This window comes from Poseidonocella sp. HB161398, from assembly GCF_005870025.1.
Lineage (GTDB): Bacteria > Pseudomonadota > Alphaproteobacteria > Rhodobacterales > Rhodobacteraceae > Mangrovicoccus.
Window position 1 is genome coordinate 72,862 of record NZ_VATA01000012.1, and the last position, 21,845, is coordinate 94,706.

Annotated in this window: 19 protein-coding genes; 14 read left to right on the plus strand and 5 right to left on the minus strand. The window is 70.6% G+C overall.

Annotation, left to right across the window (positions count from 1 at the left end; genetic code table 11):
- Positions 1-25: 25 nt before the first annotated feature.
- Positions 26-1,537, minus strand: a complete 1,512-nt coding sequence (locus FGX59_RS11705) for an ABC transporter substrate-binding protein (protein WP_138466712.1) — start codon at positions 1,535-1,537, stop codon at positions 26-28.
- A 118-nt stretch (positions 1,538-1,655) separates the two neighbouring features.
- Entirely contained in the window at positions 1,656-2,642 is a 987-nt protein-coding gene (locus FGX59_RS11710; RefSeq protein ID WP_138466713.1) for a GTP-binding protein, read from the minus strand.
- A 404-nt stretch (positions 2,643-3,046) separates the two neighbouring features.
- On the opposite strand from FGX59_RS11710, the gene FGX59_RS11715 reads away from it, so the two are divergent.
- The 14 genes from FGX59_RS11715 to FGX59_RS11780 all read left to right on the plus strand — a co-directional run bounded on the left by FGX59_RS11715 (position 3,047) and on the right by FGX59_RS11780 (position 16,533).
- On the plus strand, positions 3,047-4,294 hold the full coding sequence (locus FGX59_RS11715) for an amidohydrolase family protein (protein WP_138466714.1): 1,248 nt from the start codon (positions 3,047-3,049) through the stop codon (positions 4,292-4,294).
- Positions 4,295-4,316: 22 nt separating this feature from the next.
- The gene (locus FGX59_RS11720) at positions 4,317-5,564 is read left to right on the plus strand and encodes an amidohydrolase family protein (protein ID WP_138466715.1); all 1,248 of its coding nucleotides are present in this window, start codon (positions 4,317-4,319) and stop codon (positions 5,562-5,564) included.
- On the plus strand, positions 5,561-6,382 hold the full coding sequence (locus FGX59_RS11725) for an ABC transporter permease (protein ID WP_138466716.1): 822 nt from the start codon (positions 5,561-5,563) through the stop codon (positions 6,380-6,382). Before FGX59_RS11720 ends, FGX59_RS11725 begins: the two co-directional genes overlap by 4 nt.
- Positions 6,382-7,449: an ABC transporter ATP-binding protein gene (locus FGX59_RS11730; protein ID WP_138466717.1), complete on the plus strand. Its 1,068-nt coding sequence runs from the start codon at positions 6,382-6,384 to the stop codon at positions 7,447-7,449. Before FGX59_RS11725 ends, FGX59_RS11730 begins: the two co-directional genes overlap by 1 nt.
- Before the next feature lie 72 nt (positions 7,450-7,521).
- Positions 7,522-8,568, plus strand: a complete 1,047-nt coding sequence (locus tag FGX59_RS11735) for an extracellular solute-binding protein (RefSeq protein ID WP_171060614.1) — start codon at positions 7,522-7,524, stop codon at positions 8,566-8,568.
- A gap of 77 nt (positions 8,569-8,645) precedes the next feature.
- A complete protein-coding gene (locus tag FGX59_RS11740; protein WP_138466719.1) occupies positions 8,646-9,515 on the plus strand; it encodes an ABC transporter permease in 870 nt (289 codons plus the stop codon).
- A gap of 134 nt (positions 9,516-9,649) precedes the next feature.
- Positions 9,650-10,297 carry a TetR/AcrR family transcriptional regulator gene (locus tag FGX59_RS11745; RefSeq protein WP_138466720.1) on the plus strand — a complete coding sequence of 216 codons (648 nt, stop codon included), beginning with the start codon at positions 9,650-9,652 and terminating at the stop codon, positions 10,295-10,297.
- The gene (locus FGX59_RS11750; RefSeq protein WP_138466721.1) at positions 10,294-11,064 is read left to right on the plus strand and encodes an ABC transporter ATP-binding protein; all 771 of its coding nucleotides are present in this window, start codon (positions 10,294-10,296) and stop codon (positions 11,062-11,064) included. Before FGX59_RS11745 ends, FGX59_RS11750 begins: the two co-directional genes overlap by 4 nt.
- Complete coding sequence (locus tag FGX59_RS11755) at positions 11,057-11,758, plus strand: ABC transporter ATP-binding protein (RefSeq protein WP_138466722.1); 702 nt, start codon at positions 11,057-11,059, stop codon at positions 11,756-11,758. The genes FGX59_RS11750 and FGX59_RS11755 overlap by 8 nt, the downstream gene beginning before the upstream one ends.
- 58 nt (positions 11,759-11,816) lie before the next feature.
- Positions 11,817-13,013: an ABC transporter substrate-binding protein gene (locus FGX59_RS11760; protein ID WP_138466723.1), complete on the plus strand. Its 1,197-nt coding sequence runs from the start codon at positions 11,817-11,819 to the stop codon at positions 13,011-13,013.
- 13 nt (positions 13,014-13,026) lie between these two features.
- The gene (locus tag FGX59_RS11765) at positions 13,027-13,890 is read left to right on the plus strand and encodes a branched-chain amino acid ABC transporter permease (RefSeq protein WP_138466724.1); all 864 of its coding nucleotides are present in this window, start codon (positions 13,027-13,029) and stop codon (positions 13,888-13,890) included.
- Entirely contained in the window at positions 13,890-14,795 is a 906-nt protein-coding gene (locus FGX59_RS11770) for a branched-chain amino acid ABC transporter permease (RefSeq protein WP_138466725.1), read from the plus strand. The genes FGX59_RS11765 and FGX59_RS11770 overlap by 1 nt, the downstream gene beginning before the upstream one ends.
- A gap of 9 nt (positions 14,796-14,804) precedes the next feature.
- On the plus strand, positions 14,805-15,305 hold the full coding sequence (locus tag FGX59_RS11775) for a GAF domain-containing protein (protein ID WP_138466726.1): 501 nt from the start codon (positions 14,805-14,807) through the stop codon (positions 15,303-15,305).
- A 1-nt stretch (position 15,306) separates the two neighbouring features.
- Positions 15,307-16,533: an amidohydrolase family protein gene (locus FGX59_RS11780; protein ID WP_138466727.1), complete on the plus strand. Its 1,227-nt coding sequence runs from the start codon at positions 15,307-15,309 to the stop codon at positions 16,531-16,533.
- 8 nt (positions 16,534-16,541) lie between these two features.
- On the opposite strand, the gene FGX59_RS11785 is transcribed toward FGX59_RS11780, so the two are convergent.
- The 3 genes from FGX59_RS11785 to FGX59_RS11795 are packed head-to-tail and all read right to left on the minus strand — an operon-like array spanning position 16,542 to position 21,845.
- Entirely contained in the window at positions 16,542-19,928 is a 3,387-nt protein-coding gene (locus FGX59_RS11785; RefSeq protein ID WP_138466728.1) for a molybdopterin-dependent oxidoreductase, read from the minus strand.
- Positions 19,929-19,944: 16 nt separating this feature from the next.
- Complete coding sequence (locus tag FGX59_RS11790; RefSeq protein WP_138466729.1) at positions 19,945-21,009, minus strand: ABC transporter ATP-binding protein; 1,065 nt, start codon at positions 21,007-21,009, stop codon at positions 19,945-19,947.
- A gap of 11 nt (positions 21,010-21,020) precedes the next feature.
- Positions 21,021-21,845 (minus strand): ABC transporter permease, encoded by an 825-nt coding sequence (locus tag FGX59_RS11795; protein WP_240722405.1) that lies wholly within the window; start codon positions 21,843-21,845, stop codon positions 21,021-21,023.

Sequence of the window (21,845 nt, forward strand, 5' to 3'; positions counted from 1 at the left end):
GGAGGCCGGAGGGACAGGGACGGGGTCAGTCCTTGAAGCCGATCTGCGAGAGCTGCAGCTCCAGGTTGGTGGCGATGGTCGGCGTGAAGTCGAGCCGGGGCGAGACGCGGGTGTAGCCGACCATGTGGAAAAGCGGCATGTCGGCGATGATGTCCTCGTTGACGATGGCGAAGACCTTCTGCCAGAGCGCCGCGCGCTCGTCGCCCGAGGCGGCGGTGGCGGTCTCGATCGCGGCGTCGAGCTCGGGGCTGTCGACCATCGAATGCGCGCCCTGGGAATGGTATTTCACATAGGCGGTGAAGACCGGGTCGCCCATCGCGTTGTCATGCTGCGCCTGGGTCAGGGTGGGGCCGTCGTCATCGGGGAAGGGGCGGACGAAATAGGTGTTCCAGACCGAGACGTCCTGCATCTGCAGATTGATGGTGAAGCCGACCTCGCGCAGCATCGCCGAGATCGCCTCCATCGCCTCGGTGGCATTGGCGAACTGGTTGACCCGGCCGATCAGGGTGATCGGCGCGTCGACCGGCACGCCGTCGGCCTTGGCCTCCGCCAGCAGCGCGCGCGCCCGGTCGGGATCGTAGGGGAAGGGCTTGATGTCCTTGTTGTAGCCCATCGTCGTCGGCACCACGAGCTGGGTGGCGATCTGGACATCCTCGGAGAAGAGCGTGCCGACCATCGCCTCTCGGTCGATGGCGAGGTTCAGCGCCTCGCGCACCCGGCGGTCGTCGAGCGGCGGCTCCAGCGTGTTGATCCTCAGCCGCGTGGTCTCGGAATTGGGATAGGAGAAGTCGGTCGCGGGATCGGTGGCGTCCTGGATCGCGATCGAGGGCACGATATCGGCCTCGCCGCTGGCGACCATGGCCGCGGCCACGGCGGAATCGGCGCGGAAGACGTAATGCGCGGCCTCGACCTCGGGCGTCTCGCCCCAGTAGTCGGGATTGCGCGCCAGGGTGATCTCGCGGCCGACATCCCAGCTGTCGAAGACATAGGGCCCGGTCCCGACCGGCGCGCGGGTGAATTCGCCGGCGGGCGTGGCCGCCTTGCTCTGGACCGGCATCACCGCCATCAGGAGCGGCAGGATCGGCGAGGGCGGCGAGGTGGTGATGTCCAGCGTCAGCGGATCGGGCGTCTCGAAGCTGAAATCGATGCCGCCGAAGAACTTGGCGCCGACCTCGCAGGGCAGGTCCGGGTTCTTGTTGCGCTCGATCGAGAAGATCACGTCATCGGCGGTGAAGGCGCCGCCGTCATGGAAGGCCACGCCGTCGCGCAGGTGGAAGCGCCAGGTGTCTTCGTCGAGCTGCTCCCAGCTGGTCGCCAGCCGCGGCAGCAGGCCGCCATTGCGGTAGTCGTATTCGGTCAGCCGCTCGGTGATGTTCTGCGAGATGATGCGGCTGATATTCTGCCGCCCCACCATGCAGGGCTCCATCACGTCGACTTCTTCGCTCAGCACCACGGTGACGTCGCGGTCCTGCGCCAGGCACGCGCCTCCTGTTGCCGCGGCCAGTGCAGCCGCAGCCCAGATCCGGTTGATCTGCATGTCTATCTCCTCCATCGGCCCCCGGAATGTCTCCCCCGGCGGGACTCGATCTTATAATGTACGATCTTTTTATAAATCGAAAGACATTTTATTGGAGGCGCCCGGAGCGGGCCCGTGCTCAGCCCGGAGGGACAGCGCGGCCGGCCTCGAGCAGCGCTTCCAGCGCCGCGGGCTCGATCACGCCGCTGCGGGCCAGAAGCACGATGGACGAGCGCGCGGGCAGCGGTCCCGGCTCCGTCCGCAGCTCGCGCCGCTTGCCGACGAGGTCGAAGACCAGCCGCTGGCCGCCTGTGCCGCGGAACACGCCCTTGCCGCGCAGCAGCCCCTGCGGCAGCGCCCGGATCGCCTTGCGCAGCTGCGCCGGGTCCATGTCCGCGTTGCCCTGCCAGGACCAGGAGGCGAATTCCGCCGCGTGGTCGTGGTGATGGTGGTGATGGCCATGGCCGCAATCCGGGCCGCAGGCGTGATCCGCCGCAGGCAGGCCGTCGCGCGCGGGCGCCAGCCCGGTCAGCAGGTCGAGCGGGATCTCCGCCCGGGTGGTGCGCAGGCTGTGGAGCCGCGGCTGCTGGGCGCGTAGCTGCGCCTCGATCCGGTCGATGGCGGCGGGCTCCGCCTGGTCGCACTTGTTGAGGATCGCCAGATCGCTGCCCGCCACCTGGTCCATCGCCAGATCGGTCGAGGCGGCGTCGAGATCGGCGAAGCTGCCGCAATCGACCAGGCAGAGCACCGCGTCGAGCGCCACCCGCCCCTCCAGCCGCGGATCCTCGAAGACGGCGGCGATCTGCAGCGGGCGCGACACGCCGCTGGCCTCGATCACCAGCCGCTCGGGCCGGGGCTCCTGCGCCAGGACGGTCTCGATCGCGCCGACCAGGTCGTCCTGGATGGTGCAGCAGATGCAGCCGTTCTGCAGCGCCAGCACGTCCTCGCCGGCGATCTCCGTCACCAGCTCGGCATCGAGGTTGATCTCGCCGAAGTCATTGACCAGCACCGCCATGCGCGGGCTCTCGGGGGCGCGCAGCAGGCGGGCGAGCAGCGTCGTCTTCCCTGCGCCGAGGAAGCCGGTGAGGATGACGGCGGGCAGGGGCGTGTCGAGGGGGTCGGTCATGGCGGGCCTTCGCGTTCCGGTAGGGGGCGTGTCCCCGCCATTGGCGCAGATGCGGCCCGGCCTGGCGACTCCCCGGCGCGCCGGAAGCGGCCGCCGGCCGGAAAACGCGCCCCGGATGCACAATTTTTCGCCGAAAACAAACACGCCTGTTTGTTAATTTCCGGTTAATCGGGGAAATCGCGGATTTTCCCGACGCGGCGTTTGACAAGCCGGGGGGCGGGTTTGTTTGCTCGGGGAAGGCCAGCGCCGCGACGGCGCGGCTTCCGCCCGGCAGGGGCCCCGCAATGCGGGACCCGCTGCGCCCCCGACCTTTCTTCCCGCCCGGTGCCATCCGGGTCCCCTGCCGTGAATTCTGCAGGCACGGCAGACATTTGCCCGCTTGCGGGCCAGCCAAGGAGACGGCCATGCGACCCGGCCAGGGCCAGAAACTCTTCCGCAATCTGCGGCTGCTCGACCCCGAGCAGGACGGGCTCAGCGAGGGGATCGAGATCCTGGTGGAGGGCACCCGCATCCGCGAGGTCTCGGACCGGCCGGTTGCCGCATCCGGGGCCGACGTGATCGATTGCGGCGGACGCACGCTGATGCCGGGGCTGATCGACAGCCATGTCCATGTCGTGCTGAACGAGGTCTTCCTGCCGCGGCTGGAGACCCAGCCGCTGACGCTGATGACAGCGCATGCCATGGCCGAGATGAAGGCGATGCTGGGCCGCGGCTTCACCACCGTGCGCGACACGGGCGGCGCCGACTGGGGGCTGCGCCAGGGCGTCGAGGACGGTCTGATCGAGGGGCCGCGGCTTTTCGTGGCGGGCCGCGCCATCGGCCCGACGGGCGGGCATAGCGACGGGCGGCGGCGCACGGACAGCGCCATCAGATGCGCCTGCTGCGACGCGCTGGCCTTCACGCTCTGCCTGGCCGACGGGGCGGACGAGGTCCGCAAGGCCGTCCGCGAGGAGATGCGCCAGGGCTGCGACCATATCAAGATCATGATGTCGGGCGGCGTGGCCTCGCCCTATGACCCGCTCGACAGCCTGCAATTCTCCATGGGCGAGGTGCGCGCCGCGGTTGCCGAGGCCGAGGCCTTCGGCCGCTATGTCTGCGCCCATGCCTATTCGCCCGAGGCGATCCTGCGCGCGGCCGAAGGCGGCGTGCGCTGCATCGAGCACGGCAACCTGATCAACGAGGAGGCCGCCGCCGCCATGGCCGCCAAGGGCATGTTCATGGTGGCGAACCTGGTGGCCTATTTCACCATGAAGGACCGCGCGGCCGAGTTCGGCATGGATGCCGGCATGCTGGAGAAGAACGACGTGGTGATCGAGGGCGGGCTGCGCTCGCTGGAGATCTGCAAGGCCGCGGGCGTTCCGGTCGCCTTCGGCAGCGACCTGCTGGGCCAGCTGCGCGGGGCGCAGTCGCGCGAATTCACCATCCGCCGCGAGGTGCTGCCCGCGATCGACATCATCCGCTCGGCCACGACGATCGGCGCGAGGCTGCTGAAGAAGGAGGGCGAGCTGGGCTGCATCGCGCCCGGCGCGCTCGCCGACATGATCCTCGTCGACGGCGATCCGCTTGCCGATATCTCGCTGCTTGCGGGGCAGGGGGAGCATATCCCGCTGATCCTGCAGAACGGCCATCTCGTCCGGAACCGCCTGCAATGACCCGCCCCTCGGGAGCCCGCCCATGACCACGCCGATCCTGTTCCGCAACCTCAAGCTTCTCGACCCGTCCTTCGATGCGCCGCGCGAGGGCTACGAGGTCGTCGTCGAGGGCGAGCGCATCCGCGAGGTCTCCGACGTGCCGGTGACGCTGGCCGGGGCGCAGGTGGTCGATTGCGGCGGGCGCGTGCTGATGCCCGGGCTGATCGACTGCCATGTCCATTCGATGCATTCCGAGGTCTATACCCGCAAGCTCGAGGACATCCCGATGACGCTGGCCGCTGCCCGCGGCGCGCGGCGGCTGAAGGAGATGCTCCATCGCGGCTTCACCACCGTCCGCGACACCGGCGGCACCGACTGGGGCATGAAGCAGGCGGTGGAGCTGGGACTGATCGAGGGGCCGCGGCTCTTCATTGCCGGGCGCTCCATCGGCCCGACGGGCGGCCATAGCGACGGCCGGGCGCGGACCAATCCGGGCTATGCCTGCCCCTGCTGCAACGGCATGGCCTTCCTCAGGGTCGTGGCCGATGGCGAGGACGGCGTCCGCAAGACCGTGCGCGAGCAGATGCGCCAGGGCGCCGACCATATCAAGATCATGGCCTCGGGCGGGGTGGCCTCGCCCAACGACCCGCTCGACAGCCTGCAATTCACCATGGAAGAGATGGAGGCCGCGGTCGAGGAGGCCGAGAATTTCGGCCGCTACGTGCTGGCCCATGCCTATTCGGCCGAGGCGATCACCCGCGCCGTCACCGCGGGCGTGCGCACCATCGAGCATGGCAACCTGATCGACGCGGCTGCCGCGAAGCTGATGGCCGAGAACGGCGCCTATCTGGTGGCCAACCTCGTCGCCTATGTCGCGATGAAGGAGCGCGCGGCGGATTTCGGCATGCCCGCCGTCATGCTGGAGAAGAACGACATGGTGCTCGAGGGCGGCTACCGTTCGCTGGAGATCTGCAGGGAAGCGGGCGTCAAGGTCGCCTATGGCTCGGATCTCCTCGGCGCGCTGAACGAGGACCAGAGCCGCGAATTCTCCATCCGAGCCGAGGTGCAGTCGCCGATCGAGGTGATCCGCGCCGCCACCACCATCGCCGCCGAGGTGATCCGCCGTCCGGGGCTTCTGGGCACCGTGGCGGAGGGCGCCTTTGCCGACCTGATCCTCGTCGATGGCGACCCGACGCGCGACGTCACGCTGCTTGAAGGGCAGGGGCGGCACATGCCCGTCATCATGAAGGGCGGCGCCTTCGTCTCCAACCGGCTGGGCCAGGCGGCATGAGCGTCCTTCCCGACCGCCGCCGGCTGGGCCGCTGGGCACTGAACGGCGCGGCCGGGCTGGCCTTCCTCTACATCCTGATCCCGCTGATCTTCGTCACCTGGCTGTCGGTCTATGCCCAGGAGATCCCCTCCTACCCGCCGGAGGGCTATTCGCTGCGCTGGTACGGGGCGGGGATCGCCAATGACCGCTTCCTGTCGGCCTTCTGGACTTCCACCCAGGTCGGGGTGATCGCCACGCTGATCGGGCTCGTCGTCGCGCTGCCCGCGGCGCTGGCGCTGAACCGCTACAAGCTCTTCCTCGGCGGCGCGATCTCGAACCTGCTCCTGATGCCGCTGATCGTCCCGGGGATCGTGCTGGGCTTCGCGCTCTATGTCTTCCAGGTCGAGACCGAGATCGCCACCGGCCTGCCGATCATCGGCAGCTTCTGGGGCATCGTCTTCGGCCATGTGCTCTTGGTGATCCCGTGGACGGTGCGGCTGATCCTGGCGAGCCTGGCGGGCTTCGACCGCACGCTGGAGGAGGCCGCGCAGAACCTGGGCGCCGACCGGCTGACCACCTTCCGCCGCGTGACCGTGCCCTCGATCCTTCCGGGCATCGTCGCGGGCTGCCTCTTCGGCTTCGTGTCGTCCTTCGGCAATCTCGAGGTCAGCCTCTTCCTCGTCGCGCCGGGGCAGACGACCCTGCCGATCGCGATCCTGCAGTACCTGGAATGGCGGATCGACCCGTCGGTCGCCGCAGTCTCGGTCATGCAGATCGCCGTCATCGCCGTGGCGCTCCTTGTCACCGACCGTTTCGTCAAGATCAGCCGGGTAGTGTAATGGCCAGACTGGAACTCAACGCCCTCACCAAGCGCTATGGCGACTTCCATGCCGCCCGCGACGTGAGCCTCGACGTGCCCGAGGGCGAGTTCCTCGTGCTCCTCGGCCCCTCGGGCTGCGGCAAGACCACCACGCTGAGGATGGTGGCGGGCTTCGTCGAGCCGACCGCGGGCAGCATCTCGATCGGCGGCACGGATGTCACCCGCCTGCCGCCCTGGAAACGGAATACCGGGCTCGTCTTCCAGAACTACGCGCTTTTCCCGCACATGACGGTGGCCGAGAACGTCGCCTTCGGGCTGGAGATGCGCAAGCTGTCGAAGGCGGAGACCGCCGAGAAGGTGAAGGGCGCGCTCGATCTGGTGCAGCTCGGTCATCTCGCCGACCGCTATCCGCGGCAGATGTCGGGCGGGCAGCAGCAGCGGGTCGCGCTGGCCCGCGCGCTGGTCTTCCGCCCCGATGTGCTGCTCCTCGACGAGCCCCTGTCCAATCTCGACGCCAAGCTGCGCCAGGAGGTCCGGATCGAGATCCGCGCGCTGCAGCAGCGGCTGGGCATCACCGCCGTGATGGTCACCCATGACCAGGAAGAGGCGCTGACCATGTCCGACCGGCTGGTCGTGATGAGCGAGGGCCAGGTCCGCCAGGTCGGCACCCAGAGGGAGCTCTACGAGACCCCGGCCAGCCGCTTCGTCGCGGGCTTCGTCGGCCGGTCGAGCTTCCTCGAGGGCGAGCTGCGCGACGGCCGCCTCGTCACCCAGGGCGGGCTCGCCCTCGAAACGCCGAAGCCGGTCCACGGCAAGGTCACCGCCGCGCTGCGCCCCGAACGCATCGCCGTCTCGGCCGAGCCGCCCGCGGAGGGGACGAATGTCTTTCCCGGCACGGTGGAGCTCGTCTCCTACATGGGCGGGCTGATCGACCTGCATGTGCGGCTGAGCCCCTCCGATGTCGTCGTCGCGCAGGTCACCAACCAGGGCGGCGGCACGCTGCCGGCGACGGGCGACCGCGTCTATCTCAGCCTCGGCAGCCCCGCGGTCTTCCCCGCTTCCGATCCCCATGCGCGGGGCCACTGAGCCCCGGCCCGAAAAACCGTCCCGCCAGAGGACGGCCACGTCCCCACAGGACACCGACAGATGGAGAAGGACATGAAGAACACGAAAGCCACGATCAGCCGCCGCGGGCTTCTCGCCTCGGCCGCTGCAGGCGCCGCGATGCTCTCCGCGCCGCGGCTGGCGCGCGCCGCCGGGGGCCGCGTCGTCGTCGGCACCTGGGGCGGCGACTACGCGCGCCTCCTCAACAAGAATATCGAGGAGCCCTTCCTGGTCTCCGCGGGCTGGGAGGTCATCCAGGACCAGGCCGGCGATCCCGAGCGCCGCGCCAAGATGGCGGCCGAGCGCCGCCTGCCGCGCGGCTCGACCGACATCCAGGCGGTCAACGGCACCTCGATGTACCAGCTCTTCGAGCAGGGCATCACCCAGGAGATCGACTATTCGAAGCTCGCCAACGGCGATGACGTGCTGCCCGCCTTCAAGCACAATTACGGCATCGGCCACATCTATTCGGGCATGGTCGGCGTCTACAATCCCGACACCCGCGAGGCGCCCGCGAGCTTCGCCGCGGTGCTCGACCCGGCGAATGGCGCCAAGCTCGGCTTCATCGACATCCAGTACCAGTACACGATGATCGCCGCGGGCCTCGCCGCGGGCGGCACCGTCACCGATGTCGAGATGGGCAAGGAGCTGCTGCTGGCCGCGCGCAAGGCCGGCGCGCGCATCTACCCGACCAACGAGGCCTTCGCGCAGGGGCTCGCCAACGGCGAGATCGATGTCGGCCTGATGTGGAAGGCGCGCACCGTGCAATGGCAGAAGGCCGGGATCAGCGTCCTCGGCGCGACCCCCTCCGAAGGCGCGATCCCCTACGAGTCGGGCTTCGTCATTCCGAAGAACTCGCCCAATGTCGAAGGCGCCTATGCCTATCTCGACGCCATGCTGCAGCCCGCGGCGCAGGAGAACTTCGCCATCGACATGGGCTACAACCCCACCGTCTCGGATGCCGAGGTCGCGCCCGAGCTGACCGCCAAGATCGGCTTCACCCCCGAGGAGGTCGAGAACCTCAACAGCCCCGATTACGGCTTCATCCTGGAAAATGACGCCGACATGAAAGGCTGGTGGGACAAGAGCTTCGCAGCCTGACCCTCCGGCCCCTGCCGCCGCCCGGGACCAGCACCCGGACGGCGGCGGACGACCTGCCCCAGAGACCCGGACCCGCCATGACCGATACCGCCTCCTCCGCCCCCGCCCGTACCGGGCTGACCGCCGCCGCGCTTGTCGGGCCGGCCACGGCGGTGGTCGCGCTCGGCGTGCTGGGGCCGCTCGCGCTGCTCGCCAGGTACTCGGTGAACAAGTACGATCCCTACGAGTTCATGATCGCGGCGGTCTCGCCCGAGAACTACGTGCAGTTCTTCACCGACCCGTTCTACCTGGCCGCCTTCTGGACGACGATCCGCATCTCGGTGCTGTGCACGGCGGTCTGCATCGTGGCGGGCTTCCCGCTGGCCTATGTGCTTGCCCGCACGCAGTCGCGCTTCAAGAACCTGATGATCATCGGCGTGGTCGTGCCGCTTTTCGTCGGCAACGCGGTGCGCGCGGCGGGCTGGATGACGCTCCTGGGCAGCCGCGGCTTCCTCAGCGTCTCGCTGGAGCGGCTGGGGATCACCCAGGGCCCGACCGAGATCATGTATTCCGAGCTCGCCGTGATCCTCGGCATCATCGCGGTGAACCTGCCCTACATGGTGCTGACGCTGCAGAGCGTGATCGAGGGCATCTCGCGCAATCTCGAGGAAGCGGCCTTCTCGATGGGCGCCAGCCCGGCGACGATGTTCCGCCGCGTGCTCTGGCCGATGGCGCTGCCGGGGGTGGCGGCGGGCACGATCCTGACTTTCATCCTGGCGATGAACGCCTATGCCACGCCGGTGCTGCTCGGCGGTCCCGAATTCCACATGATGGCGCCGCTGATCTACGACCAGTTCCAGCTGAACAACTGGCCCTTCTCGGCCGCGGTGGCCTTCATCCTGATGGCCTCGACGCTGGCCCTGACCGTCGCGGCGGGGATCGCCACCCGCCAGAGGTTCCGGACATGAGCCGGACCGCGGCCGCCGCCGCCGGGGAGCGCGGCAGGGGGAGGGCGCCCGTGGCGCGCGGCCCTGGAACCGCCGCCCTGGCGCGGCATCCGGCGGCGCGGGGGCGGCCGCCGATCGGCACAAGGAGGGGGAAGATGGCCAGAGAGGACGGCGCGCCGGCGCGCGCGCGGCAAGCGCGCACCCAGGCGCAGCGCAGCGAGGACACGGTCCAGGCGCTCTACAAGGCGACGATGGAGCTGATGCTCGAAGAGGGGCTCCACCGCCTGACCACGCCGCGGATCGCCGAGGCGGCGGGCGTGTCGCGCGGCGCGCTGACCCACCATTTCGCCTCGCGCCACGAGCTGATCTCGCGCGCGATCGGCAACCATCTGCGCCAGGTGAACGAGCGGCTCCACGGCTTCGCCCGCGCCCTGGCCGAGCGCGAGGGCAGCGCCGACCAGATCGTCGACTATCTCTGGGAGACGATGGCGGACGGGCTGTTCTACGTGACGCTCGAATACCTGCCCGAGGCGCGGCACAACAAGGCGCTGCATGCCCATCTGGTGCCGGTGGTGCAGGAGTTCCATGGCGGGCTCGACGCGATCTGGGCGGTTCTGGCCGAGAAGGAGGGGATCGAGGCCAAGCGCGCCAAGATGCTCCTGAACATGACCATGTGCCTTTTCCGCGGCATGATCGCCCAGACCATCCTGCGCGACGATCCCGACTACTATGCGGAGATGCTGAAGGAGTGGAAGGCGCAGCTGCCCTTCCTGATGCACCACCGTCCCGGAGAGGCGCCATGACCGCGCTGCTCGAGGTGGCGGATCTGCGCCATGGCTTCTTCGGCGTGCCGGTGCTGACCGGCGCCAGCTTCGCGCTGCGAGAAGGCGCGATCACCGGGCTGATCGGCCCGAACGGCGCGGGCAAGTCCACCGCGATCAACGCCATCTCGGGCGTCTTCCTGCCGGAGGCGGGCCGCGTGACCTTCGCCGGGCAGGACATCACCCGGCTGCCCGCGCGGGACCGCGTCCGGATGGGCCTGGTGCGCAGCTTCCAGCTGGCGCGCGGCTTCCCCCGGCTCAGCGTCTTCCAGCACCTGATGCTCTACGGCCAGGACCATCCGGGCGAGGGCTTCTGGCAGAGCCTCCTGAACGGCGAGGCCGGGCGGCGCCACGAGGCGGAGCTGGCCGAGGCCGCGCTGTCCGTGGCGCGGCGGCTGCGGCTCGACCACGTGATCGACAATCCGGTCTCGGCGCTGTCCGGCGGGCAGAAGAAGCTGGTCGAGATCGGCCGCGCGCTGATGGCGAAGCCCCGGATGATCCTCTTCGACGAGCCGATGGCCGGGGTGAACCCGACGCTCTCGGCGGAGATCGCCGAGCATCTGGTGGCGCTCAATGCCGAGGGGATCACGATCTGCCTGATCGAGCATGACATGTCGATGGTGGCGCGGCTCTGCGATCCGGTGATCGTGCTGGCCGAGGGCCGCAAGATGACCGAGGGCAGCTTCGCCGAGGTGGTCGCCGACGCCCGCGTGCAGGAAGCCTATCTGGGGGTGCGCCACGATGCTTGAGGTCGCGGGGCTGGTCGCGGGCTATGCCAGCGCCGAGCAGATCCTGAAGGGCGTCTCGGTCGAGGTCGGCGCGGGCGAGCTGGTGACGCTGGTCGGGCCGAACGGCGCGGGGAAATCGACGCTGCTGAAGGTCGTCTCGGGCCTCGTGCCCGCGCGCGAGGGGCAGGTCCTGCTCGAGGGCCGCGACGTCACCCGCCAGAGCGCGGTGGAGCGGGCCCGCGCGGGCTTCGCCTTCGTCATGCAGGAGAAGAACGTCTTCGGCACGCTCAGCGTCGCCGAGAACCTGGAGCTGGCCTGCTACGCCCGGCCCGTCGAGATGGCGGCGCGGCGCGCGTCGATCTATGACCGCTATCCGGTGCTGGCCGACAAGCGCCGGGCGCTGGCGCGGACGCTCTCGGGCGGGCAGCGCCAGATCCTCGCCATGGCGATGGCGCTGCTGACCGAGCCGAAGATGCTGCTCCTCGACGAGCCGACCGCCGGGCTCTCGCCCAAGGCGACCGAGGAGCTCTTCGAGGTGGTGCTGGGGCTGCGCGATCTCGGCCTGCCGATCCTGATGGTCGAGCAGCATGCGCTGGAGGCGCTCGAGGTCTCCAGCCGCGGCTACGTGCTGGTCTCGGGGACGAATGCCGCCGAGGGCGAGGGCCCCGCGCTGGCCGCCGATCCCGAGATCCGGCGGCTCTTCCTGGGCGGCTGAAGGCAATGGACATCAAGCGACTGGGCAGAGACCCGGCGCGGCAACAGAGGGAAAGACCATGACGCAGACGACCCGCCGCCAGTTCCTGGCATCTTCCGCGATCCTCGCCGGCAGCTTCGCCCTGCCGCTGCGCGCCCTTGCGCAGGAGGGCCCGATCAAGATCGGCACGCTGACGCCCCTGACCGGCGCCGGCGGCCCCTACGGCCCGGTGATGGCCGACACGGTCAAGGCCGTGGTCGCGGGCGTCAACGCCGCGGGCGGCGTGCTCGGCCGCCAGGTCGAGGTGATCTCCGAGGACGACCAGACCAACCCCGAGGCCGGGGTCCGCGCCGCGCGCAAGCTGATCGATGTCGACGGCGTCTCGGCGATCATGGGCACCTGGGCCTCCTCGGTGACGACCGCCGTCGCGCCCTTGTGCTGGGAAAGCGGCACGATGCTGACCACCGTCTCGGGCGCCGACAGCATCACGCTGCTGCCGCATGAGGGCTATATCGTCCGCACCCAGCCGAACACGATCCTGCAGGGCAGGAAGTTCGGCGAATTCACGGTCGAGCTCGGCGCGGGCAAGGTCTTCTTCATGTCGCCGCAGACGCCCTTCGCCGACAGCCAGTTCTCCGAGATCACCAAGGTGGTCGAGGCCGCGGGCGGCTCCACCGCGAAGCTGATCTACGACGACAAGAAGCCCACCTACCGCTCGGAGGTCGACGAGCTGATGGCCTTCGAGCCCGATGTCGTCGTCCTCGGCGGCTACATGCCCGACACGACCGTCCTCTTGAAGGACATCTACCGCGCGGGCTACGAGGGCAAGATGCTGGCCTTCGCCTATTCGGTGAACCAGAAGCTCGTCGACGCGCTGCCCGCCGAGGTGGTCGAGGGGATCTACACGATCGCGCCCAGCCCGGCCGAAGGCAGCGCCGCCTACAAGGCGCTGACCGAGCTGACGGGCATCGCCGCGCCGGACCCCTACACGACGCAGATCTTCGACCAGGTGAACATGGTTCTGATGGCGATCGCCGCGGCCGGGGACGCCTCGGGCAGCGCGATCCGCGACAGCTTCCGCACGGTCTCGCAGGGCGACGGCAAGCCGGTCCATACCGCGCTCGAGGGGCTCGAGGCGATCGCCGCGGGCGAGGCGGTGAACTACGACGGCGCCTCGGGGCCCTGCGACTTCACCGAAGAGGGCGACATCCTCGACTGCCAGTTCCGCTACGAGCAGGTCAAGGACGGAGCCTTCACGCTCCTGAAGATCGCCTGAGCCGGACCGACCGATGACCGATATCTTCCAGGCCGTGATCAACGGGGTGCTGACCGGGGCGCTGATCGCCATTCCGGCGATGGGGCTGACCGCGATCTTCGCCGTGCTGCGCTATGTCAATTTCGCCATCGGCTCGCTGGCGACGACCGGCGCCTTCGCGGCCTGGATGCTGAACACCCATGCCGGCTGGCCGGTGCTGCCGTCGATGGCCGGGGCCTTCGTCCTGGTCGCGGCGGCGGGGCTGGCGATCGAGCAGGCGGCGCTGTCGCGGCTGCGCCCCTCGGGGGCGCTGACCGTCGCCATCGCCTCGATCGCGGTGGGGATCATCCTGGAGAACATGCTGCGCTTCGGCTTCGGCAACGACCTGCGCGCCTTCGACCTTCCGCTGATGCGCGACTGGCGCTTCTGGGGGCTGCGGGTCGGGCCGCAGCAGCTGCAGACGGCGGGGATCGCGCTGGCGATCATGGCCGCGGTCTTCGCCTTCCTGCGCTTCACCCGCTACGGCAAGGCAATGCGGGCGGTCGCGGACAATCCCGATCTTGCCCGGCTCTTCGGGATGGAGCCGCGGCGCATCGCCATGGCGACCGTGGCGCTCGGCACCGGGCTGACCGGGGTGGGCGGCGCGCTTCTCGGGCTCGACAGCGCGATCGACCCGATGTCGGGCAGCCGGCTGCTGCTGCCGATCTTCGCGGCGGCCGTCCTGGGCGGGCTCGGCTCGATCCCCGGCGCGGTGGCCGGCGCCATCCTGATCGGCATCGGCGAGGAGCTGTCGCTGCTGGTGATCCCCGCCACCTACCGCTCGGCCGTGGGCTTCCTGACGATCCTGCTGGTCCTCTCCTTCCGCCCCGGCGGGCTCTTCGGCGAAAGGGCCGCGTGATGCTCTCCTATGTCATCTTCTCGCTGACCACGGCCGGGATCTACGGCCTGCTGGCGCTCAGCCTCAACCTGATCTGGGGCGGGGCAGGCATGGTCAATCTGGGCCTCGCGGGGTTCTTCGCGGTCGGCGCCTATGCCTCGGCGATCCTGTCGCTGGCGGGCGTGCCGGTGCCGCTGGCGATCCTCGCCGCCTGCGTGGTCGGCGCGGCGACCGGGATCGGCGCGACCTGGGCGACGGTGCGGCTGCGCGGCGACTACCTGGCCATCGTCACGCTGGGCTTCGCCGAGGTCGTGCGGCTGGTCGCGATGAACGAGCGCTGGCTGACCAACGGCACCGACGGGCTGCCCGGCATCCCGGCGCCGCTGAAATCCGTGCTCGGGCCGCAGGGCTTCGCGGTCTTCTACCTCTGCCTCGTGCTGGCCATCCTCGGCGCGGTCTTCTTCCTGCTGCGAAGGCTTGACCTCTCGCCCTTCGGCCGGGTGCTCAAGGCGATCCGCGAGGACCAGGACCTCGCGGGCTTCGCGGGCAAGAACGCGATGCGGGTCAAGCTGATCGCCTTCGCCTGCTCGGCCGGGATCGCGGGGCTCGCCGGCGCGCTCTACGCCCATTACCAGAGCTACATCTCGCCCGACCATTTCCAGCCGCTCCTGACCATCTACATCTTCCTCGCCGTCACCTCGGGCGGGGTGGGGCGACCCGCGGGCGCCTTCCTCGGCGCCTTCCTCGTCATCCTCTTCCTCGAGGGCACGCGCTTTCTCGGCCATCTGCTGCCCGGGCTCAGCTCGGGGCAGGTCGCGGCCAGCCGCGAGATGCTCGTCGGCCTCGCCTTCCTCCTGGTGCTGCATCTGAGGCCCCAGGGCATCCTGCCCGAGCGCATCCGCCCGGCGCCCCGTTCCCAGCCGTAAGGACCCGACATGCCCGCCACGCTCCTGCCCCGCCTCGCCGATCCCGGCCAGCCGGCCGCCCTGTTTGACGCGCTCGGGGCGCGCCTGTCCGAGGTGGTCGGCTTCCGCCTCTTCACGCTGCTCTTCGTCGACGGCCAGGAGGTCGCGCGCATCCATTCGAGCGACCCGGAGGCCTATCCTGTCTCGGGCCGCAAGCCGATGAGCCGCACCCCCTGGGGCGATCACGTGCTGCATGCGCAGAAGCCCTGGCTCGGCCGGACGATGAAGGACATCGAATGGGCCTTCTTCGACCACGCGCTGATCGCCAGCCTCGGCTGCGGCTGCTGCATCAACCTGCCCGTGGTCTATGACGGCCAGGTGATCGGCACGATGAACCTGCTCGATGCCGAGCACCGCTACACCGAGACCCATCTCGAGGCGGCGCGTCCCTTCGCGCCGCTCGCGATCCCGGCCTTCCTCGCCGCCCGCCAGGGCGCCGGGGCGGCCCCCCTTGCAACCCCGGAAGACTGACATGACCGACCTTCTCATCCGCAATGCGCGGATCATCGACGGCACGACCGACCGTCCCCAGGACGCCACCGACATCCGCATCGCCGACGGGCTGGTGCAGGAGACCGGAAGCGGCCTCTCCGCGCCGGGCGCGACCGAGATCGACGCTGCCGGGCGCTATGTCATGCCCGGGCTGACCGATGCCCATGTCCATGTCATCGCCGTCACCGCCGACCTCAAGGCCAATGCCGCGCTGCCCGACACGATCGTCGCGATCCGCTCGCTGAAGCTGATGAACGCCATGCTGATGCGCGGCTTCACCACCGTGCGCGACCTCGGCGGCGCCACCGCGGCGCTGCGCATGGCGGCGGCGGAGTCGCCCGTGCCGCTGCCCCGGCTGAACATCTGCGGCAAGGCGCTGTCCCAGACCGGCGGCCATACCGACCAGCGCGGCCCGATCGACGAGACGCCCACGCCCGAGCGCAACGTGCCCCTGGGCTCGATGGGGATCATCTGCGACGGCGTTCCGGCCGTGCGCCGCGCCGCGCGCGAGCAGTTCCGCACCGGCACCGACTTCCTCAAGGTCATGGCCAATGGCGGCGTCTCCTCGCCCTCGGATCCGATCCATTTCCTCGGCTTCGCCCGCGAGGAGCTGATCGCCATGGTCGAGGAGGCCGAGAATGCCGGCAGCTATGTCGCCGCGCATCTCTATACCGACAAGGCGATCCGCCGCGCCGTCGAATGCGGCATCCACTCGCTGGAGCACTGCAACCTGATCGAGCCCGAGACCGCCAGGCTCGCCGCCGCGGCGGGCTGCATCGCCTGCCCGACGCTGGTCACCTATGACAAGCTCTCGAGCGAGGGCGAGGCGATGGGCCTGCCGGCCGCCTCCGTCGCCAAGGTCGACGACGTCCGCCTCAAGGGCATGGAATCGCTGGCGATCATGGCCGAGGCGGGGCTGCCCATGGCCTATGGCTCCGACCTCCTCGGCGGCATGCAGCCCCACCAGTCGGGCGAGTTCGAGATCCGCGGCCGGGTCCTGCCCGCGCAGACCGTCATCGCCTCGGCCACGACCGTCGCGGCGAAACTGCTGCGGATGGAGGGCAGGATCGGCACGCTGGCGCCGGGCGCCTTCGGCGACGCGATCCTGGTCGACGGCAACCCGCTCGAGGATCTCTCGGTGCTCTCCGGCCAGGGCGACCGCATCCCGGTGATCGTCAAGGGCGGCGAGATCGTGAAGGCGGGCTGAGCCCGCCCTCAGGCATCGAGCACCAGCCGGCCGAGCGGATAGGCCTGGCAGAGGAGGCAGCGCTCCGGCCCGGCCTCTTCGGCCCCGGCGAAATGCCCGGCCTCGCCCGAGATCACCGGGACGGCGCAGCTCTCGCACTGTCCGGTGCGGCAGCCCGAGGGCAGCGCCAGCCCCGCCGTCTCGGCGAGATCGAGAAGCGGCCCGTCGCCCGGCCGCCAGGCCAGCGTGACGCCGCTTCTCGCCAGCACCACCTCGGCCGGTCCGGCCGAGGCCGGGGGCGTCGCGGGCGTCGCGGCGAAGGCCTCGTGGAAGATCTCGAAATCCGGCACGCCACGGCGGACCAGCCCGGTGCGGAAGGCGGCCAGCATCGGCCCCGGCCCGCAGAGATAGACCCGCGCGCGCCGCGCGATCAGCGCCGCATCGACATGCTCCGGCCCGATCCGCCCGCTCTCGTGCGGCGCGGGTTCCTGCGGACGCGGCCGGCTGAAGAAGGTGCGCAGCCTCAGCCGCGGCAGCTGCAGGGCAAGCTCGTCCAGCCGGTCGCGGAACGGATGGCGGCTGCCGTCGCGCAGCCCGTAGAGCAGGTGGATCTCGGGCCCCGGTTCGCCTGACGCCGCCAGCGTCTCGAGCAGCCCCAGAAACGGCGTGATCCCGATCCCGGCGGCGGCCAGCACCAGCGGGAATTCGTTCGCGCCCGGCAGCGTGAAGCGCCCGGCAGGGCTGCCCGTGGCGATCTCGCTGCCGAGCGGCAGATCGCTCAGCCGCCCCGACAGAGCGCCGCCCGCCTGCCGCCTGATGGCGACGCGGTAGCTCCGGGGCGCGGGTCCGGCCGGACCGGTCAGCGAATAGCTGCGCTCCCGCGTCTCGCCCGGCGGGCGGAGCGCGATGAACTGCCCCGGCAGCGCGCCCGGCAGCGGCCCGCCATCGGCGCGCGCCAGCTCCAGCGAGACCACCCCCGGCGCCTCTTCGCGCCGCGCCGCGAGCACGAGCCCGCGCTGCCCCGGCCACCGAGCCGGGGCCTCCCCCTCCGCCTTGCGGATGTCGCAGGTCATCGAGCGCAGCGCCGGCGCGCCGCTGACCGGGTCGACCGGCAGGCTCCGGGCCAGCGAGTTGTAGCTCGCATCCGCCGCCCCGCCGATCGCGTAGCCCGGCAGGCCCAGATCGGGGGCCGCCTCCCACCAGCCGTTCTCGGCAACGACGACCCCCGGATGCAGCCCCGGATCGAGATGCGCCACCATGGCGATGCGGCGCCCCTCGCGGCAGATCTCCACCGCATCGCCCTCCGCGATGCCGCGCGATGCCGCGGTTCCGGGATGCAGATCCACGACTGGCTGCGGCGCCTTGCGGCGCAGCCCGGCAATGCCGCGGTGCTGGGTGTGGCAGTAATAGCCGTTCTTCGCCGTGGTCAGCACCAGCGGATGCGCCGGGTCGGGCGCCATTGCCGGATCGGCCGCGGGCACCGGCGGCTGGCCATGGCGGCGGAAGGTCTCGGAATAGATCTCGATCCGGCGGCTCGGCGTGGCGAAGCCCTGCACGCCGTCCCGCACGGGCTGCGCGAATTTGCGGAACCGGTGCCCGAGCGGGCGGCGGATCCCCCGCGGCGCGGCGCGCAGGGCCGCGGTGTCCAGCCCCGAGGGGGCCAGCATCTCGTTCATCGCCGCCTCCCAGTCGCCGTGATGGAACGCCGCGCCGAAGCCCAGCCGCTCCGCCAGCCCGGCAACGATGTCGAAATCCGACCGCGCGCCGCCCTGGGGCGGGACCATGGCCGGGCGCAGCTGCACCAGCTCCTGCGCCGCCTGCGAGATCTCGAACCCCGCGCGCAGCCCGTCGCGCTCCCAGGCGGTATCGACAGGCAGGACGAGGTCGGCATGGGCCGAGGACGGGTTGGCGAAGGGATCGCAATGGATGTGGAAATCGAGCCCCTCAAGCGCCCTGCGCCCGCGCTCGGGATCGGGCTGGGAGGCGAGGATATTGGTGCCGAAGCTCACCAGCGCGCGGATGCGGTAGGGCTCTTCCTCGAGCATCGCGCGGTAGAGCTCGGCCCCCGTCACCCAGCCCTTCCGCGACGGCCCGAGCGGGCGCTCCGCGAGGCCGAGCGCCTTTGCCGCCTGTTCCTGCGGCAGCGCGGCATAGTCGCTGGCCGGGGCCATCGGCACGGCGGGCCAGAGCACATTGCCCCCCGGCGCGTCGTGCTGGCCGGTCAGGGCGAAGAGGATCGCGACGGCGCGGTCGGTCTGGCTGGCATTGGCGTGCTGGCCGATGCCGTTCCAGCCATAGTAGGACACCCGGCTCCCGGCCGCGGCGATGGCGGCGGCAAGGCCGCGGATCCGTTCGGGCGCCATCCAGCAGATCCCGGCCGCGTGCTCGGGCGTGTAGGGCGCCGCCGCCTCGAGGAGATGCGCGAAGGCCGGGCGGCAGGGCAGGTGCGGGGCAGGCTCCATGCGGCCCTCGAGCGCCAGCCGCCCGGCCAGCGCCGCGCCGATGTCGCCCCTTGTGTCGAGCGCGACCGGCCGCTCCGCGACGCGGTCCCAGCCGACGAAGGCCCCCGCCGGGGAAAGCCCGATCTCGCCCGCGCGCAGGAGCATCCCGTTGTCGTCGCGCACCAGGAAGGGCCCGTTGCTCCAGCGCCGGACGAAGGCGGCGTCATGGCCGTCCTGCGCGACCAGCTCGCGGATCAGCGCCAGCGCCAGCGCGCAGTCGCTGCCCGGCCGCGGCTGCAGCCACAGATCGGCCCCGGCGGCCAGGCGCGTGCGCCGCGGGTCGATCACGGCAAGCGTCGCGCCCGCCGCCCGCGCCGCGGCGAGGGCGCCTGCCTGGGCGAGCCAGGTCTTCTCGGGATTGTGGCCCCAGAGCACGACCAGCCTGCTCTGCGCATAGTCCGGCGCGGGCATGCCGGTGCCCAGCGTATAGGCGTGGCAATGGTCCTTGTGCCAGTTGCACAGCTCGGTCGCGTAGCTGATATTCGGGCTGCCATAGCGCCAGACGAAGCGCTCCAGCCAGCCGATCGCGTCCGAGATCGAGGTGGCGCTCGGCGAGGCGAAGGAGAAGGCCACGCTTTCCGGGCCGGTCTCGGCGGCGTAGTGGCGCAGCTTCTCCGCGGCAAGGTCCAGCGCCTCGTCCCAGCCGATCTCGCGGAAGCCCGGATCGGGATCGCCCTTCGGCCGGGTGCGCAGCAGCGGGCGCGCCAGCCGCCGCGCGCCATGCACGATCTCGGGGGCGGCGCGGCCCTTGGGGCAGAGCGCGCGGCCGGTCGGGTGCTCGGGATCGGGGCGCACCGAGACCAGCCGGCCGTTCTCGATCCGGCTGAGCGAGCCGCAGCGCGAGCGGCAGAAGGTGCAGAAGCCCGGCACGTCCCGCCCGGAAGGGGAGGCGCCGTCCTGGTCGTCCTGGGTCATCGTTCCTCGGTCCGTCCTAGAGCAGGATCGCCGACCGCGCCCGCCAGGCGGCGGTCACGGTCTCGCCGCGGGCGAAGGCCTCGGGCCGGTCGTGATCGCCGTTCTGGCGGTGCACCGTCAGCCGCGTGCCGCCGAGATCGAGCCGGTACTCGACCAGGCTGCCGCGGTAGAGCACCTCCTCGACCACCGCGTCAACCGCCTGGCAGTCGCCGGGCGCCTCTGCGGGCGCGCCGCGGGAGAGGCGGATATTCTCGGGCCGCACGGCCAGCGTCGCGCCCCGGGCGCGCGCGCCGGTGCGGCCGAAGCCCAGCACCTGCCCCGAGGCGAGGCGGAAGCGGCCGGGCCCGTCGCTTGCGCCCGGCAGGAAATTCGACATGCCGAGGAACTCGGCCACGAAGAGGCTCGCCGGGGCTGCATAGATCTCCTCGGGCCGGCCGACCTGCTCGATCCGTCCCGCGGACATCACGGCGATGCGGTCGGCGACGCTGATCGCCTCGTCCTGGTCATGGGTGACGAAGACCGTGGTCAGCGCAAGATCCTGCTGCAGCCGGCGCAGCTCGCTGCGCACCTCGGCGCGCAGCTTGGCATCGAGCGCCGAGAGCGGCTCGTCGAGCAGCAGCGCGTCGGGGCTGTAGACGATCGCGCGGGCCAGCGCGACGCGCTGCTGCTGCCCGCCCGAAAGCTGCCGCGGCAGCCGGTCGGCCAGATGCGCCATCCGCACCAGCTCCAGCGCGCGGCGCACGCGCTCTTCGGTCTCGGCCTTGCCGGTGCGCCGCATCTGCAGCCCGAAAGCGACATTCCCGGCGACGGTCATGTTGGGAAAGAGCGCGTATCCCTGGAAGACCAGCCCGGCATTGCGCCGGTAGGGCGGCAGCCGGGTGACGTCGCGCTCGCCGAAGAGGATGCGGCCGCTATCGGGCATGGCGAGCCCGGCGATCATCCGGAGCGTCGTGGACTTGCCGCAGCCCGAGGGGCCGAGGAAGGCGAGGAACTCGGCCTCGCGCATGTCCAGGTCCAGCCGGTCGACGGTGACGGTGCCGCCATAGCTCTTGGACAGGGCCTGCAGGGTGATGCTTGACATGGCGGGGCTCCTCAGAAGGCGCGGGTCAGCTTGAAGAAGCGGTCGGTGACGATCATCACCGCCGAGATCACGGCGATCTGCGCCGTGGCGACGGCGGCGATGGTCGGATCGACGCTCCATTCGAGATAGTTGATGATGGCGATCGGCAGGGTGGTGGTGCCCGGGCCGACCAGGAACAGCGACTTCTCCAGGTCGACGAAGGAAATGACGAAGGAGAAGAGCCCGCCGGCCACCAGGCCGGGGCGGATCGCGGGCAGGGTGACGCGCCAGAAGACGGTCAGCGGGCGGGCGCCCATCACCGCGGCGGCCTCCTCGGCCTGGCGGTCCATGCCGACGAGCTGGGCGGTGACCAGCCGCACCGTCCAGGGCAGCGCGATCAGGCTGTGGCCGAGGCAGAGCCCGCCGAAGGTCTGCGCCGTCTGCAGCCCGGTGGCGATCTCGGTCTCGATCATGAACATGTAGAGCGCCACGCCCGCGACGATGCCGGGCACGATCAGCGGGCCGAGCAGCACCGACTGGATCGCCGCGCGGCCCGGAAAGCGGGTGCGGGCGAGAAACAGCGCGGCGGGCACCCCGGTGGCGAGGCTGACGGCGGTGGCCACGAGCCCGACCCGCAGGCTGGTCTGCAGCCCGTCGCGGAAGCGCGGCATCTCCCAGGCGGCGCGGTACCAGTCGAGCGTGTAGCCCGAGGGCGGAAAGCTGATGATCTTGCCCTCGAAGAAGCTGACCCAGGCGACCGTGGCCAATGGCAGCACGAGAAGCGCGAAGGCGGCGATGGCGAGCGTGCCCATCGCCAGCGGGAAGGAGCGGTCGGCCAGACGGGGGAAGGGGCGCAT